Origin of the sequence: Brevundimonas vancanneytii (assembly GCF_901421975.1) — a bacterium.
GTDB classification, from domain to species: domain Bacteria; phylum Pseudomonadota; class Alphaproteobacteria; order Caulobacterales; family Caulobacteraceae; genus Brevundimonas; species Brevundimonas diminuta.
Map to the genome: position 1 here is coordinate 1,713,781 of NZ_LR588407.1, position 16,009 is coordinate 1,729,789.

The 16,009-nt window shown below is 64.8% G+C and carries 14 protein-coding genes, 2 tRNA genes and 1 pseudogene; 13 read left to right on the forward strand and 4 right to left on the reverse strand.

The window, feature by feature from the left end:
* Positions 1–20: 20 nt before the first annotated feature.
* The 7 genes and pseudogenes from FGL25_RS08490 (at position 21) to FGL25_RS08515 (ending at position 4,453) form a co-directional block, all read left to right on the forward strand.
* A complete protein-coding gene (locus tag FGL25_RS08490; RefSeq protein WP_138141464.1) occupies positions 21–707 on the forward strand; it encodes an HAD-IA family hydrolase in 687 nt (228 codons plus the stop codon).
* Between the two features lie 256 nt (positions 708–963).
* Positions 964–1,908, forward strand: a pseudogene (locus FGL25_RS08495) (dicarboxylate/amino acid:cation symporter); the annotation flags it as partial.
* 100 nt (positions 1,909–2,008) lie between these two features.
* Positions 2,009–2,254: a cation:dicarboxylate symporter family transporter gene (locus tag FGL25_RS17485; RefSeq protein WP_252970099.1), complete on the forward strand. Its 246-nt coding sequence runs from the start codon at positions 2,009–2,011 to the stop codon at positions 2,252–2,254.
* A gap of 39 nt (positions 2,255–2,293) precedes the next feature.
* Positions 2,294–2,851, forward strand: a complete 558-nt coding sequence (locus FGL25_RS08500) for a WcbI family polysaccharide biosynthesis putative acetyltransferase (protein WP_167493320.1) — start codon at positions 2,294–2,296, stop codon at positions 2,849–2,851.
* A complete protein-coding gene (locus tag FGL25_RS08505; RefSeq protein WP_138141466.1) occupies positions 2,848–3,222 on the forward strand; it encodes a hypothetical protein in 375 nt (124 codons plus the stop codon). The genes FGL25_RS08500 and FGL25_RS08505 overlap by 4 nt, the downstream gene beginning before the upstream one ends.
* Positions 3,219–4,292 (forward strand): GSCFA domain-containing protein, encoded by a 1,074-nt coding sequence (locus FGL25_RS08510; RefSeq protein ID WP_138141467.1) that lies wholly within the window; start codon positions 3,219–3,221, stop codon positions 4,290–4,292. The genes FGL25_RS08505 and FGL25_RS08510 overlap by 4 nt, the downstream gene beginning before the upstream one ends.
* 86 nt (positions 4,293–4,378) lie before the next feature.
* Positions 4,379–4,453: transfer RNA gene (locus FGL25_RS08515), tRNA-Val, on the forward strand.
* Between the two features lie 172 nt (positions 4,454–4,625).
* On the opposite strand, the gene FGL25_RS08520 is transcribed toward FGL25_RS08515, so the two are convergent.
* A complete protein-coding gene (locus tag FGL25_RS08520; RefSeq protein WP_128719975.1) occupies positions 4,626–5,504 on the reverse strand; it encodes a quinone oxidoreductase family protein in 879 nt (292 codons plus the stop codon).
* A 153-nt stretch (positions 5,505–5,657) separates the two neighbouring features.
* Between FGL25_RS08520 and FGL25_RS08525 the strand changes: the two genes are divergently transcribed.
* Positions 5,658–5,996, forward strand: coding sequence for a winged helix-turn-helix transcriptional regulator (locus FGL25_RS08525; protein ID WP_197733815.1), 339 nt, complete (start codon positions 5,658–5,660; stop codon positions 5,994–5,996).
* 2 nt (positions 5,997–5,998) lie between these two features.
* Here FGL25_RS08525 and FGL25_RS08530 read toward each other — a convergent pair whose 3' ends face one another.
* Positions 5,999–6,367 carry a hypothetical protein gene (locus FGL25_RS08530; RefSeq protein WP_128719974.1) on the reverse strand — a complete coding sequence of 123 codons (369 nt, stop codon included), beginning with the start codon at positions 6,365–6,367 and terminating at the stop codon, positions 5,999–6,001.
* Positions 6,364–7,209 carry a DUF3313 family protein gene (locus FGL25_RS08535; RefSeq protein WP_138141468.1) on the reverse strand — a complete coding sequence of 282 codons (846 nt, stop codon included), beginning with the start codon at positions 7,207–7,209 and terminating at the stop codon, positions 6,364–6,366. Before FGL25_RS08535 ends, FGL25_RS08530 begins: the two co-directional genes overlap by 4 nt.
* 234 nt (positions 7,210–7,443) lie before the next feature.
* Here FGL25_RS08535 and FGL25_RS08540 point away from each other — a divergent pair, with 234 nt between their 5' ends.
* Together FGL25_RS08540 and FGL25_RS08545 are read left to right on the forward strand one after the other, a co-directional pair.
* Positions 7,444–8,121, forward strand: a complete 678-nt coding sequence (locus FGL25_RS08540) for a response regulator transcription factor (protein ID WP_076223171.1) — start codon at positions 7,444–7,446, stop codon at positions 8,119–8,121.
* On the forward strand, positions 8,121–9,161 hold the full coding sequence (locus FGL25_RS08545) for a sensor histidine kinase (RefSeq protein ID WP_046653475.1): 1,041 nt from the start codon (positions 8,121–8,123) through the stop codon (positions 9,159–9,161). The genes FGL25_RS08540 and FGL25_RS08545 overlap by 1 nt, the downstream gene beginning before the upstream one ends.
* A gap of 188 nt (positions 9,162–9,349) precedes the next feature.
* On the opposite strand, the gene FGL25_RS08550 is transcribed toward FGL25_RS08545, so the two are convergent.
* Positions 9,350–9,426: transfer RNA gene (locus FGL25_RS08550), tRNA-Lys, on the reverse strand.
* A 245-nt stretch (positions 9,427–9,671) separates the two neighbouring features.
* Between FGL25_RS08550 and FGL25_RS08555 the strand changes: the two genes are divergently transcribed.
* Genes FGL25_RS08555 through FGL25_RS08565 form a run of 3 tightly spaced genes read left to right on the forward strand, consistent with a single transcriptional unit; the run spans position 9,672 to position 16,009 of the window.
* Positions 9,672–9,929, forward strand: coding sequence for a hypothetical protein (locus FGL25_RS08555; RefSeq protein WP_232463964.1), 258 nt, complete (start codon positions 9,672–9,674; stop codon positions 9,927–9,929).
* A 57-nt stretch (positions 9,930–9,986) separates the two neighbouring features.
* Positions 9,987–11,774 (forward strand): autotransporter assembly complex protein TamA, encoded by a 1,788-nt coding sequence (locus FGL25_RS08560; RefSeq protein ID WP_088411613.1) that lies wholly within the window; start codon positions 9,987–9,989, stop codon positions 11,772–11,774.
* A complete protein-coding gene (locus FGL25_RS08565; protein WP_138141469.1) occupies positions 11,771–16,009 on the forward strand; it encodes a translocation/assembly module TamB domain-containing protein in 4,239 nt (1,412 codons plus the stop codon). Before FGL25_RS08560 ends, FGL25_RS08565 begins: the two co-directional genes overlap by 4 nt.

A 16,009-nucleotide genomic window follows, 5' to 3' on the forward strand; every position in this document is an offset into this window, starting at 1 on the left:
GCGAGCCGGGAGACAGATGAGTGAGCATTGAGCGCGACCTGGAAGGCTGGACCATCGCCTTCGACCTGGACGGCACCCTGGTGGATTCGGCGCCGGATCTGATCGGCACGCTGAACCGGATGCTGGCGGAGTATGAGCTGCCGCCCGTGCCCATGTCCTCGACCCGGCATCTCGTGGGGCACGGCGCCATGGCCATGCTGCGCCACGGTTTCATGGAAGCGGGCGCCGCCTGGGACGAGGCCCACGCCCCCGGCCTGTTCGAGCGCTTCATCGAACACTACCTGGCCCACATCGCCGATGAGAGCCGCCCGTTCGACGGCTGCGTCGCCGCGCTGGACCGGCTGAGCGCGCGAGGCGCGACCCTGTGCGTGGCGACCAACAAGCGCACCGACCTGTCGGTGGCGCTGATCGAGGCGCTGGAGCTGACGCGCCATTTCGCCTTCATCGCCGGACCGGATGCGGTCTCGGCCCGCAAGCCCAGCGGCGCCCACATCATCGAAGCGGTGCAGAAGGCGGGCGGCGACCCGGCGCGCTGCGTCATGGTCGGCGACAGCACCACGGACACCAAGGCGGCCAAGGATGCGGGCGTGCCCTGCATCGCCGTCAGCTTCGGCTACAACGACGTGCCGCACGCGGAACTGGGCGGCGACGTGATGATCAACCACTACGACGGGTTTGAAGAGGCGCTGGCCGAGGTGATGCGCTGAATCCTTCTCCCCTTGTGGGAAAAGGTGGCAGGCGGAGCCTGACGGATGAGGGGTTGCGCCGACCCGCAAATCATCGCTCGTCAGTCTATGCCGAGAGGCCCCTCATCCGGCCCTGACGGGCCGCCTTCCCCCACAAGGGGAGAAGGAAAACTAAAGGCGGCATTAGAACTTCTACCCCTCAACCGCCCCTGCGGCTGTTGCGGTCTTTGCGCCTGCGAAACACATAGATCGACCCGTTCCTCCTCCCAGGGTCGTCATGCTTCGTCGCTTCTTCGCCATTCCCTTGTGGCAGCGCACCGCCGCCGGGTTCGTCCTGGGCATCATCGCCGGTCTGATCCTGCGCGAGCAGGCGCCGGTCTGGCTGCAGCCGATCGGCGACGTCTATCTGAACCTGATCCGCATGGTGGTGGCGCCGCTGGTGCTGTTCACCATCGCCAGTTCTATCGCCAAGCTGGGCGAAGGGGTCGGCGCGGTGCGGCTGGGGGTGCGAACGATCGTCTGGTTCGCCATCACCTCCCTGCTGGCCGTGCTGGTGGGTTTCGCGTTCGGCCACATCATCAATCCGGGCGTCGGCCTGTCCGACCTGCCGCTGGGCGAGGTGAAGGCGCGCGAGATTCCTTCGCCCCTGCAGGTTCTGCTAGGCGTCGTGCCGACCAACCCCTTCGCCTCCCTGGCCGAAGGCAAGGTGCTGCAGATTATCTTCTTCTCGGCCTTGCTGGGAGCGGCCCTGGTGGCGCTGGGCGACCGGGCGCAAAATGCGCGCAGGCTGGTGGATGAAGGCGCGGCCCTGGTGTTCCGCATCACCCGCTGGGTGATCCAACTGACGCCTTTCGGGGTGTTCGGCCTGATCGGCTCGGTCGTCGGGGGCTATGGCTGGGAGGCGCTGCTGCCGTTGGGCAAGTTCATCTTCGCCATTTATGCGGCCTGCCTGTTCCACATCTTCGTCGTCTATTCGGGCCTGCTGAAGCTGCACGGGCTGAAGGTCGTCAGCTTCTTCCGAGGCGGAGCTGCAGCCATGCAGACGGCCTTCGCCACCTCGTCGTCGCTGGGCGCCCTGCCCGTCACCCTGCGCCAGACAGTCGAGCGGCTGGGCGTGCCCCAGGCCTACGCCGCCTTCGCCGTGCCGCTGGGCGCCAATGTGAAGATGGACGGGTGCGGCGCCATCTATCCGGCCATCGCCTCGATCTTCATCGCCCAGTATTTCCAGATCGACCTGACGCTGACGCAGTACATCCTGATCGGCCTGACGGCCGTGCTGGGGGTCGCTGGGCACGGCGGGCGTGCCGGGGACCAGCATCGTCATGCTGACCCTGACGCTGTCGACGGCGGGCCTGCCGCTGGAAGGCGTGGGCTACATCATCGCCATCGACCGCATCATCGACATGATGCGCACCGCCACCAACGTCACCGGCCAGATGGTCGTGCCCGTCCTGGTCGCCAAAGAGGAAGGCCTCTTGAACGAGGACATCTACAACGGCCACGTCGCCTGGCTGCCCGGCGATCCGGAGGATGAAACTCCGGAAGGCGCGCGGGCGGCGGGAATCTGATCAGACCGGAGTTAGACGGACGACGCGACGGTCGCTAGGTTGCGGCCGTCTCAGCGTTCGTCGCTTGCCTCTAGCAGACTGGTCGTAATGAAGAATTCGGGCGTCATCCTCGTCTCCAGCAACTGTATGACGGCGGGGATCGCTCTTTCTCTCAAGGCGCTTCTGCCCGACTATGAGATCGAGACCGCGCATATGCGCTCGTTCCTCGACATGTCATCGCATGAGGTCGGTCAGCGCCTGGCCCATGTCGACATATGGGTGACGGGCGTGACCGATCAGAGCGTCGTCGACTTGGGCGCCCATATCCAGACGATCCGCATCCCGAGACTCATCTTCGACGCCTATCACCCGGATATCGCCTATGCGCGAGACGCCGCCGGAACGCTCATCAAGGGCGTCGGAGATTCTGAATACCACTCCGCCATCGTTCTTTGGTGCTATCAGAACGGCGTCAACCCTCAGCAATGCACCCAGTTGTTCACGCCCGAAACCTTTGCGCGGATCGGCTATGTCGACCGCTGGCGCAGGCCGTCACGAACCTCAGGGCCCTTTTCGACGTCGGCGACCTGGCGTTTGACGACTTCTTTCCAGCCATGATGGAGCTGTCGCCCTTCATGCACGCGTTCAATCACCCGACCGCCCCGGCCGTGACCCGCCTCGCCAAGCTGGTCGCGTGCAAGATCACCGGCGACAGGGGCCTACTGTCTCTGCCGATTGAGCGAAGCATCCAGGACACGCTGGCGCTGGACACCATCTGGCCGATCTATCCCGGCGTTGCTGATCATTACGGCTTGCGTGGCGCCTATCTATGGAAAATCGGCGCCGGACTGTTTTTCCGCACGCCCGCAGACTTCGTTGACGCCAGCTACGCGGCCTATAAGGGCGCCGACAGCGCCGAGTGGGAGGTTTCTCGGATGGACAGGGCGTTGTTCGATCGCGTTCTGCCTGAACGAGTCAGCCTCCAATGACCAATCCTTATCGCAGCCTGCCCGATCACTGCTTCTGGTCACGCGCCGTGTCCTGGGCCCCACCGGGGCAACTCGATCCCATGGTCGAAAGCCCGTTCAGCATCACGCCTGACATGAAGGTCGCGACGCTGGGCAGTTGCTTCGCTCAACATATCGCCCGCCATCTGCAACGCTCAGGCCTGCACTACTTCGTCTCGGAAACGGCGCCGCGCGAACTGTCGGCCGAAGAGGCCGCCGCCAGGCACTATGGAGTGTTCTCCGCCAGATACGGCAACATCTACACGGTCCGACAGGCGGTCCAGTTGTTCGACCGGGCCTTCGACGCCTTTCAACCCAGCGAAGACGTCTGGACGCGCGATGAGGCCTTCGTGGACCCCTTCCGCCCCCTGATCGAGCCCGCAGGCTTCGTCTCGCCACAAGCCGTGCGGGATGCGGCGCAGGCCCACCTCGCTCATGTCCGCCGGATGTTCAGCGAGGCGGACGTCATTGTCTTCACCTTGGGGCTCACCGAAGCATGGCGCAGCCTTGAGGACGGCGCCGTCTTCGCCGCCGCGCCCGGCGCCGCCGGCGGCGGCTTTGACCCTGGGCGGCACGAGAAGGTGAACTTCACATGCCGAGACGTCAGCGAGGATCTCCAGGCCTTCTGCGACCGCATCACCAGAGTGAATCCAAACGCCCGGATCGTGCTGACGGTCTCACCCGTCCCCCTGATCGCCACACACCAGGATGACCAGCACGTCTTGAGCGCCACCACCTATTCCAAGGCGGTGCTGCGCGTCGCGGCCGGCGAGGTCGCCCAGGGCAATCCTTCGGTCAGCTATTTCCCCTCCTTCGAAATCATCACGTCCGCCCATAGTCGCGGGAGCTATTTCGAACCCGACCTGCGATCCGTCCGAGAGGTCGGCGTCGCCCACGTCATGCGCGTCTTCTCGCAGCATTTCCTGGAGAGCGGCGACGAACCGGCCAACGCAGCGCCGACCACCCCAGCGCCGCCGCCGACCGACGCCGATGTCGTTTGCGATGAAGAGGTTATCGAGCGCGCCCTGCGCGCGGGCGGTTTCTCTTCCTGATCGTCCATTTGGGCTTGCATGGCCCCAAACGCCGGGCTATGTCCCCGCCTCCCGACGGCGCAGTCACTGACCGCCCCGTTCCAGGCGGACGCGTAGCTCAGCGGGAGAGCACCTCGTTCACACCGAGGGGGTCACAGGTTCAATCCCTGTCGCGTCCACCATTTTTCCAACTAAAATTCGAAGCGTCATGGCGATCATTAGTTCCCGTTTAGGGGGTGCTAGCGGGGCGCCAGTGTCGCCGAACAGGCCGAAATCAACGTCAAGGCGACGCCCACGTCGGTAGTCAGTCGATCTGAAAAGCTCGTCATCAAGCGCTCATCAGATACTCACAGATTATCGAACCATGCGTGGATCCGGCAACAAGACAACCTTGCCGACGATCCCGCCCGCTTCGAGCAAGCGATGCGCCGCATTGGCTTGGCTAAGCGACATGGTCTCAGCAACGATCGGGATGATTTTTCCTGCCGCAACATCGGTGAAAACCTCCTTTGCGGCGTAGCTCACAACGCTAGGAGGATAGCTATCCAGGCTGAGGGTCATGAGCGACCGAGAGCGCCTGAAGTCCGTAAGGAGCGGACCCGCGAAATCCGCAGGCGGCATGCCGGCGGAAATTCCGGCAATGACATAGCGGCCATTTGCATTCAGTTGTTCAATGCAGGCGCGAGCGCCTGAACCCGCGACGAGATCTATCACCACATCAGCGGGAACTGGCGGGCTATTTTTGCGGCCCTCAATTACCTGAGCTCCAAGGATTCTCGCCATCTGAACGACCAGATGCCCGATGCCGCCCTGCGCTCCACGCACAAGAACAGTCTCGCCTGCAATCAACTGCGCCTTCGCAATGCAAAAGCGAGCGACCAGCGCATTAACGCCCGAAGCCACAGCGGATTCAAAGGCCACGCCGTCCGGCAAAGCGACTATGTCATCTTCGCTGACGACTACCTGCTCAGTATAGCCGCCCGCTTGCATCCGGGCGAACACGCGTCGATCGCCCCATCGCGGATCCACATCCGCCCCTACAGACGTGACGATACCCGCAACCTCGATCCCAGGGATAAAATCTGCAGGCATGAGCTGCCGCATGATCAGGTCGACGCGCCCAACGCCAATCGCGCGCACATCGACGACTACCTCGCCGGAACCGGCAGTCGGCGGCGCGATGTCCATGGCTATGAGTTCGGCCTGCGCCCCTTTGGAAACGATGGCTCTCATGTTTGCTTTTCCTTTGAGCGACACACGAGATACCAGCTATATTCAGTATACTAAGCGTACAAGAACGCACCCATGGATCATATAGTAGCCATGACGATACCGCCGCCCTACGAGGGCCCTCCGCCGGAACTATCGGAAGGTGCAAGGAGCCTGATGGCGCATCTGTCGGAAAAATGGACCCTGCTGATCCTCGTGCAGCTTTGCCATGGCCCTCTGCGGTTCAACGCTTTACGACGATGCGTCGGCTCAGTAACGCCCAAGGCTCTGGCCCAGACCCTGCGCCGGCTGGAACGAAGCGGACTTGTCTCACGGCAAATTATCCCCGGCTCGCCGCCCGGAGTCGAATATCGCGGCACAGACCTAGGTTTCGCGCTTGCGCCAGCCATTAGGGCATTGGCGCAATGGGCCTCGACCAATTTCGAGGAAATCGAGCGAGCGCAGGCGCGGTACGACGCCTGCACTGCAAGCCAACGCGAATTTCATCGACAGTGATTTCAGGCATCATCGCCGCCCAGAGAAGAAAGGCCGTCGCGCCCTTCATCTGGATGAGCACATAGATCGAGCACAATATCGATAGGACCAAGCATCTGTTCGGCGCTATGCAACAACCACGCGTGTGCGCCTCGCCCCTCGGCGTCCTGCCGAAGCGCTACGATACGTCCTCCGCTGTCCCAAAGCTCTTCAACCAACCCATTCATTTGCGCCGGGCAGCATCTGAAATGAGCAGCCACCCCTACCCCGGCTTCGACCAACAGGCGGATAACGGAGAAATCCGCCGTCCGCCTGACATTGAGAATCAATGAAGTCTTCCAAGGCGGATTCACGAAGACGGCCAAGTCACCAGCCTGATCGGTCCGCTTCATCGCGGCGACTGCTCATCGCCCTTCACCGGCCTTCCGCTCCCCGCCACCGATGGAACGTAGAGACCGGTGGCCGCCCCGACCAGACGGCTGCCGATGAACCGCTGGACATCGCGGCGGGGGCCGAAACGGGCGCAGGGATCCGGCTCCGGGATCGACCTCACCTTCCTCGCATCTGATGCAAAGGCGTCCCCCACAGCGTCGCCCAAAGGCTCCGCGAGTTGAAGCGCATCACCTACAGGTGAAAGCGAGGGATCCGTTCTGCTGACGACTTCGACCGAACGCGACCAGATTATCGCGGCGGCCTGCTGACCGTCCGACGTCATTAATTCCGCTTCGACGGCAAGCCCACCGGTCGCCGACGGCACTCGAAATTGCACGACAGGCACTGGGATAAAGAAGCCGGCTACGGCGCTGACTGCCGATCCCACCCGGCTCGTCGGTTCCACCCTGGTAATTACGCTGCGGATCAGGCCGACGCCGGCTACAGGTTCAGGCGCCAGGTCAAACCGCTCGCTGACTTCATAGCAGATCTGGCGATCCACCTCATTGCGCACCCGCGTCAAGTCTTCGAGCGCAATCCCACTCTCTTCCTCCAGATCAAGAACGCTAGGAAGTATATAGACGATTGAAATTTCATCAGAAAGAACGTCGTCTCGAATTGACTGGGGGCCGTCTATGCCCGCCGTCCTATCCGCCAGTCCCTCGTAGCTGGATAGGAACCCTGAGTGACCTATGGGAGACGACTGGCAGGCGGCGGCGGCAAGTGGAAGGACCGCAGTCAGCAATTTGGCCGTTATTGAACCTGCCCGACGGGCGGTACGTGCGGGGATCGGGGAAAACATGGCTGGCGTCTCCGTCTAGCGAGATCGCCACCCTGCTGAGCGTTTCTTCCGCCAAGCTTTCAGGATGATGGGCACGGCGGACTCGCAAATCGCAACGAGGCCATCGCCATGAAAGACTGGTGAAAGCCTTGGTCGTGAGAATGGAGACCAGCAAGGAAAAGCCGGATAGGCTCGACTTGGCCCGCGGCGACACGACGCGAAGTCGGCGTTTCGCGCCAGACACACAGGCGTTCAATGCGTATTCTCCTTATTGAAGACAACGTGCTTCTTGCTCGCAGCACGGCGCGGTCACTGACTGCTTCCGGCTTCACGGTCGATGTCTTCCACAATGCGGACGATGGATGGATCGCGTGGCGCTCAACCGAACATGATGTCGTCGTCCTTGATCTGATGCTCGGCCAGGACAATGGACTGGATCTCTTGTCGCGTGCGCGCCAAAGCGGGCTGACGACTGCAGTTCTCGTGCTGACGGCCCTGGGCGAAATAGACGAGCGTGTACGCGGACTGGACCGTGGAGCTGACGATTACCTCGTCAAACCTTTCGCGATCAATGAGTTGATCGCACGACTTCGCGCGCTTGGCCGACGTCCGGAAACCCTGCTCGACCCCATCCTGACACTCGGACCTGTGACTTACGTCCCCGGAGCCCAGACGCTTTCCGGCCGCACGGGCCAGCTAAAGCTGTCTCGGGCTGAAAGCATAGTGGTTGAGCGGTTCTTCCGGCGGCCCGAGCGTGTGTTTTCCAAGGAGCAACTCGGCGACGCGCTTCATCCGCTTGAGGGCCATTACAGCGAAAACTCGCTTCACATCTTGATCCACCGTGTTCGCCGGCGGCTCGTCGCCATAGGGGGCGGCGTGACGATCGATTCGTTGCGCGGCATCGGCTACATCGCAACGGTGGAACGTCCCTGATGCTCTGGAAAAGACGGTCGATCCTGCAGACCTTGCTGGTCTCGATCGCTGGAGCCGCCCTGCTCGCCTATTTGGTGACACGCCTTCTGATACCCGAGAACGCCGCCTACGGGCTCAGCCTGCGGGACCGGCTAGCCTCCGATTATTTGCTCGCTCGCCTCAACGATGCTTGGCGCCCCTTAGCTGTCTTTGTTCTAATTTCGATGGCCGGCATCTGGTTGGTCCTCCGCAAAGTTTTGGCTCCAATCAAAGAACTGTCTCTTCAGGCGAGGCGGATCGGCCCCGCCAATCTCAATGAACGGCTGCCTTTGGCCCGGGCGCCTGTCGAACTCGCCCCCCTCGTGCACGCCTTCAACGCCTCCCTGGACCGGCTCGAAGAGGCTTGGAAATCCCAACGTTCCTTTTCCGCCAACGCCGCTCATGAACTCCGCACTCCCCTCGCCGCGCTGAGAGCGCAGGTCGAAAGTCTATTGGGACCGGAAGAGCGCAAACAGGCGGTTGCGGAGTTCGACCGGCTGTCACGGACGATCAATCAGCTATTGATCCTGGCCGATGGCGAGCACAACCCGCAGCGGCGCAGCGACCCATTCGATCTGGCGGCTCTCGCGCTGGCCACGGCGAGCCAGACGGCAGCGGAGTTTGTCCAAAGCGGACGGCGAATCGAAATGATCCGTCCCGAACGAGTCATTCCCTGTTTGGGCGACCATGTCCTGGTGGGTCTTGCGATCCGCAACCTGCTGGAAAACACCTTGCGGCATACCCCCGTCGGATCCACGACGACCGTCATGTTCGACGATCAAGACGTTTTACACGTGTTGGACGACGGCGATGGCGTGGCGCCCGAATTCGCCGCTCGCGCGTTCGAACCCTTCTCGCGAGGCGACCCCCACGGCGAAGGTGCAGGCTTGGGCCTATCGATCGTATCCCGCATCGCTCTGGCCCACGGCGGACGAGCTTGGCTGGCTGATCGATCCAGCGGCGCCTGCTTCTGTCTACAGCTTCCTCTCGCCCATGATACGGAACGGTCCCGATCCGTCTGAAGCCCTGCTAGCCCATGGTCTTATCTGGCCTGAAGCTCAAGCTTCTCCCGGTGGACACGGTCGATCGAATTCTTGCTCGAAGAAGCAGCCTCAAAGGCGATAGCTATCCGCCCCATTCGCCGCCAAAACACCAGTTGCGATCTGGAAGGTGAATCAGCTGGCCTATAAGGCCGTGTTTTTAGGGAAAATGGTACGCCCCCTCGGGCTCGAACCGAGGACCCTCTGATTAAAAGTCAGATGCTCTAACCAACTGAGCTAGGGGCGCACATCGCGTTTGCGAAGAGGCGCGGAACATACGGATGAGCTTCGCGACGGGCAAGTGGAAATTTCAGGAAATTTTTCACTGCACAAACAAGGCTCTGAGGACCGCATCCATCGCGAAATCAAGACGCTTCGCAGCACGCGATTCATTCCAGGTTCACTTGGACCCTTTAATGGCGCGACCAGAGGAACCGGCTCCGCCCCTCCACGTTTTCAGCCCCTAGAGGGGGATCAAGAATGAATCGATCCATGTTGAATCGTCTGATGATCGGCGCGGCGCTGGCCGCCACCGGCTTGCTGGCCGCTTGTGAACAACCTTACAGCGAACCGCCCCCCGTCGAAGCGCCGGCGCCTGTCGAGGCGCCCGCCGCAGAAGAAGCCGCTGCGCCCGCGGTCGCCGAGGCTCCCGCCACGCCCGAAACGGCTACGCCTGTGGAAGCCCTTCCGCCGGACCAGCGTTCGTCTGAAGAGACAGTTCAACCCGAAAGCGATACGCTGTTTTACTGATTCCTCCGGCGAACGGGGCTAAGCGCCCTTTGATCGTCTCGTAACCAGGGTTCGGATTTGACGTCGAGGCTCCCCCTCCTTCTTGCCGGCGCAGCTGTATGCGCGCTCGCAAGCCAAGCCGTCGCCGAACCTCGCGCCCAGATTCGCGGTGAAATAGACGGCGACCTCAAACGCCAGCTGGAACAGGCGATCGGCGATGTCGACGGCGCGCCGTCCAGCCGGTTCGAGGCCCGTCGTCGCGCCCGTGCGGCCGTGACCTCGGCTCAGGCCTTGTTGCGTTCGGAAGGCTATTATCAAGCCACGGTCGAGGATCAGGTCGAGGGCGACGACAAGCCCGTCGCGATAGTCCAGATTGCGCCGGGTCGTCGCTTCGTCCTGGGCGAAACCACGATAAACTGGACCGCTCCCGCGCCGGACGCAGAGACCAGCGCCGCGGTCATCGAAGACATCCGTCTCAAGCCGGGCGAGCCGGGCCGGGCCGCCGGCATCCTGGAAGCCGAAGGCCGCGTCGTCGCCGACCTGACCCGGCGGGGCTATGCAGACGCCGCCGCCCTGCCCCGTCGCGTAGTCGTGGATCACGCCACCTTCCTGGTTCAGCCGGGCTTCAACATCAACTCCGGCGAGCTGGTGCGGCTGAACGGGATTCAACTGCGGACCCAGGGGCCGACCAAGGAAAGCTGGCTTCAGAGCCTGGTCCCCTGGGAGGAAGGCGACCGCTACGATCCCGAGGACGTGGCCGAACTGGAACGACGCCTGCTGGACACCGGCGTCTATGACGGCGTGGGCGTGGCCCTGTCGCCGCTCGACGACATTCGACCGGACGGCTTACGACCTGTCGTCGTCACCCTGGCCGATCGGCCGGTCAGCCTGCTGGAAGCCGGCGCCAGCTATTCGACTTATGAAGGCGTGGGCGCCGACGTTTTCCGGACCCGCTACAATCGCTTCGGCCGGGCCGACACCCTGCGCTACGGCGCGCGTATCGCCAGCATCGACAGCCGCATCGGCGGCGAGTGGTCGCAACCGCACTGGCGCAAAGCGGGGCGAACGCTGAAACTGTCGTCCTATATCGTCAACGAACAGACCGACGCCTACGACCGTAGCGCCATCACCCTGGCTGCGGACCTGTCGCAGCGCCTCGGCAAGACGTCGTGGTTCAGCTACGGCGTGGGCGTCGATGCGGGCCGCTACACGGAATATCGTTTCGATCCGGTGACCCAGGCGCCGATCACCTTCGATCGCGACCTGGCGATCGTCACCCTGCGCGGCGGCGCCTTCATGGATCGCTCGAACGATCCGCTGAACCCGACCTCGGGCTATCGCCTGTCGCTGTCGACCCAGCCCACGGCCGTGACCGGCGAGGATACGGTGCTGTTCCTGCGCACCGAAGGTCAGGCGAGCGCCTATCTGCCGATCCAGGATGACGCCAAGACCGTGCTGGCCGGTCGCGTCCGCATCGGGTCCATCATCGGCGGCCAGGAACTGACCGTGCCGTCGGACCGACTGTTCTATTCCGGCGGCGGCGGTTCTGTGCGCGGCTATTCCTATCAGAGCATCAACCCTCGCCTGCCCAACAACCGACCGCGCGGCGGCCTGTCGCTGTTCGAGACCTCGATCGAGGTGCGACGCGACATCGGCGAGAAATTCCAGGCCGTGGCCTTCGTCGACGGCGGCGCTGTCGGCTTTCAGGAAACGCCCAACCTGACCAATATGCGTTACGGCGCGGGCGTCGGCGTACGCTACAAGCTGCCCTTCGGTCCTGTTCGCGCCGACATCGCCTTCCCGCTGAACAAGCGAGAGGGCGACTCCGGATTCCAGCTCTATCTCAGCATCGGCCAGGCGTTTTGACCGACACACCTCCGCCTCACGAAACGGGCGCAGACGTCGCCGATACGCCGGCCGAGAAGGCCAAGCGCAAGCGCACGCGTCTGCAACTGGCGGCCTTCGTCGCGGGCATGACCTTCGCCGGTCTGCTGGCGCTTATCGTCGTCGCCCTGGTGGGCGGACGGATGTATCTGGTGTCCGACGCGGGGCGCGAACTGATCACCAGCTTCGTCGCGGGTAAGAAGATCAGCCGCTACGGCCGGATCAACGTCGAGGGACTTCAAGGCGATCTGTTCGACGACTTCCGTCTGAAGCGCGTCACCGTGACCGACGAAAAGGGCGTCTGGCTGGAAGCGACCGACGTCCGCGTCGACTGGTCCTACTGGCCTCTGCTGGCGCGGCGCTTCCATGCGACGGAAATCAGCGCGGGCCAGATCCGCCTGTTGCGCCGTCCCGAGCTTGAGCCGCCGAGCGAGCCGGGCGGGCCGCAGGCCATCTCCATCGACATCGACCGCTTCAGCGCCAATGTCGAACTGCTGGAAGGCTTCTCCAAGGAGTACGGCCGCTGGACCCTCAGCGGCGACGCCGCCATTCCGCGCAAGGGCGTCAAGACCGCCAACGTCAACGCCTACAGCCTGAACCGCAAGGGCGACTATCTGCGTCTGGCCGCCGCCTTCGGCGACAAGCCCGAAGACCTGCGCGTCAATCTGCGCGCCAATGAAGCCCAGGGCGGCCCGATCGCCGGCTCGCTGGGCTATTCGCCCGATCAGCCCTTCTCGGCCGTGGCCGTGGTCAACGGCGAGGTCATCGATGTGGCCGTCCAGACGGGCCAGTTCCGGCCCCTGTTGGTCAAGGGAACCTATGGCAACAACGGCGCCAAGGTGTCGGGTTACGCCGACTTCTCCGGCTCCGACCTGCTGGAGCCCTTCGTCGAACGCATCGGCCGCACCGCCCGCTTCGGCTTCGCCATGACGCCGGACGCCAAGCGCGAAGGCTATCAGGGCGTGGCCTGGCGCCTGTACGCCGACAACATCGAATCCAGCGCGCGCGGCCTGATCCGCACCACGGACAACACCTCGCCCGACGGCATCAGCCTGGAGGTGAACACCCCCTCGCTCAGCCGCCTGGTCGGCAGTCCGATCGCCGGTCCCGCCGCCTATACGGGCGTGTTCAAGGGCGACGCCCAGGTGTGGAGTCTGCAAGGCTCGGCCAGTCTGCTGAACGCCGACATCGCCTCCTATCGCGCCACGCGCATCTCGGGCCCGGTCAACATCGCCGCCAACAAGGGCCGTATCGACGTGACGACCGACGTGCGCGCCGTCGGCGGCTCCTCGGCGGGCATCATCGGCGGCCTGCTGGGCTCTGCGCCGCGCATCCAGATGGAAGGCGCGCGCATGGCCGACGGCGCCATGCTGCTGAAGAAGATCGACGCGCGCGGCCAGGGGCTGACCCTGACCGGCTCGGGCGGGCGCAGCCTGAACGGCGGCCTGAACTTCAGCGGCCGCGCCGACCTGACCGATCTGTCGCGCATTCAACCCGGCGCGCGCGGCGCGTTCGGCGGCCCGATCCGGGCGGCCTCGGCCAAGACGGGCGCGCCCTGGACATTGAGCTTCGACGGACGCGGCTCGCGCATGGCTGTCGGCATGGAAGAACTGGATCGCCTGCTGGGCGCCGCGCCGCGCCTGCAACTGGCCGGTTCGCTGAACGGCGGCGTCGTCTCCATTGATCGCGGCGAACTGACCGGCGCCGCCGGGCGCGCAGGCGCCAAGGGCCTGATCGAGGGCGCCAAGCTGCGGCTGGCGCTGGACTGGAACGCCCATGGCCCCTTCGGCGTCGGCCCGATCGCCATCGACGGCGCCATGTCGGGCGACGGCGCCCTGACCGGCACCCTGGCCCAGCCGCGCGCCGATCTGCGCGCCGCCTTCGACAAGGTGGCCGCGGGCGGCCTGACGCTGACCAACGCCGACCTGATCCTCAGTTTCCGCAAGGGCGCCGACGCCTCGGACGGTCGCGTGGTGCTGAACTCCGGCTCCAACTACGGACCCGCCCACGCCTCGGGCAACTTCTACCTGGGCGGGCCGCGCCTGCGGCTGTCGGACGTCGATGTGAACGCCGGCGGCGTGGCGGCCCAGGGCGACATCGCCCTGTCGAACAACTTCCCCTCCAGCGCCGACCTGACCTTCACCGCGCGTCAGGGCGCCTTCCTGGCCTCGGGCGAGGCCAACGGCCGCATCCGCCTGACCGAGGGCGCCGGCGACCAGACCGCCGTGCTGGACGTCACCGGGCGCAATGTGCGCCTGACCGGCCAGGACTGGACCCTGCGCAACCTGTCGCTGAAGGGTCAGGGCACGCTGGATCGCCTGCCCTTCACCCTGGCGGCCGACGTGGGCGGCGCCAATCCGGTGCAGTTCAACGGCTCGGGCGAGTACGCCCGCCAGGATCAGGCGCACAGCCTGACCCTGCGCGGCGGCGGCCGCGTGCGCGATATCGCCTTCACCACACGCGCCCCCGCCGTCTTCGCCCTCAACGGCGACGGCCGCGTCGCCCGCCTGGACCTGGGCGTCGGCGGCGGCGTCCTGACCGGCGAGTTGAAACAGGACAGCCAGGGCAGCGTCATCCAGGCCGACATGACCAATGTCGAAATGGGCTCGCTGGTCCCCGACCTGCGCGGTCAGGTGACGGGTCGCGTCTCGATGCAGGGGCAAGGCGATAGCCTTCGCGGCTCCGCCAATGTCGACCTCAGGCAGCTGCGCAGCCTGGATGCGCCGCGCGGCCTGGCCGTCGACGGCACGCTGAACGCCGACCTGACCGGCGACGCCCTGCGCCTGCGCGCCGAGGCCCACAACGGCACGACCGTTCAGGCCACCGCCGACGTCACCCTGCCGGTCGAGACCTCGGCCGCGCCTCTGCGCCTGGCCATCGCCCGGACCGAGAACCTGTCGGGTCAGGTCGCCATCCGCGGCCAGATCCAGCCCATCTGGGATTTGTTCCTGGGCGGCGCCCAGTCGCTGTCGGGTCAGGTGAACGGCCAGGCGACCCTGGCTGGCACCCTGAATGCGCCGCGCCTGAATGGACGGCTGGACCTGAACGAAGGCGCCTTCCGTGACGGAACGACGGGCCTGCGTCTCGAGAACATGACCCTGGCCAGCCGCTTCAACGACAGCCAGGCCGTAATCGAACGCTTCCAGGCCACCGACGGCGTGAAGGGCGAGGTGTCCGGCAGCGGCGACCTGGGCCTGCGTCAGGGCTCGCCCTCGACCCTGCGTCTGGAGTTGGCCCGCTTCCAGATCATCGACAACGACATCGCCAAGGCGCGGGCCAACGGTCGCCTGACCGCCGTGCGCGGCGCCGACGGCAATATCCGCCTGACCGGCAATGTGAACATCGACGAGGCCGAGATTTCGCCCGACCTGCCCGGCTCCACCGGCATCGTCAAAATGGACGTGGTCGAGATCAACCGCCCCGGCGGCGACACCGTCGAGACCGAGAAGAAGGCCGCCGCCGGTCCGCAGATCGGTCTGGACCTGACGCTGACCGGGCGCGAAATCTACCTTCGCGGCCGGGGCCTGAACGTCGAGCTGCGCGCCAACGCCCGCGTGCGCGGCACCATCACCCAGCCCGAGTTGAGCGGCACGGCCAACGTCGTGCGCGGCGACTATGAGTTCGCAGGCAAGCGCTTCGTCTTCGACGATCGCGGCTCGGTCATCCTGTCCACCGATCCGGCGCGCATCCGATTGAACCTGGAAGCCGTGCGCGAAGACCCGGCCCTGACCGCCGTCATCAAGGTCACGGGCACCGCCGTCTCGCCCAAGATCGAGCTGACCTCCACCCCGGACCTGCCCCAGGACGAGATCCTGTCGCAGGTGCTGTTCGGACGTTCGGCGGCCCAGCTGTCGCCGTTCGAGGCGGCGCAGCTGGCCTCGGCCGTGGCGTCCCTGGCGGGCGGCGGCGGCTTCGACGTGGTCGGCAACCTGCGCGAGCTGGCGGGTCTGGATCGCCTGTCCTTCAGCGGCGAGGCTTCCAGCCTGACCGTCGCGGGCGGACGCTACATCACCGACGACATCTATCTGGAGGTCATCGGCGGGGCTGAGCGCGGCGCAGCCGTCAATGTGGAGTGGCAGGTGCGACGCAACCTGGCCATCACCTCCAAGTTCGGCGGCGAAGGCGACACCGCCCTGTCGGTCCGCTGGCGCCGCGAAGGCCCCCGCCCCGGCGGCGATCGTCGCGACCGCCGTCCCAACGCCGCCGCCCGACGCTAA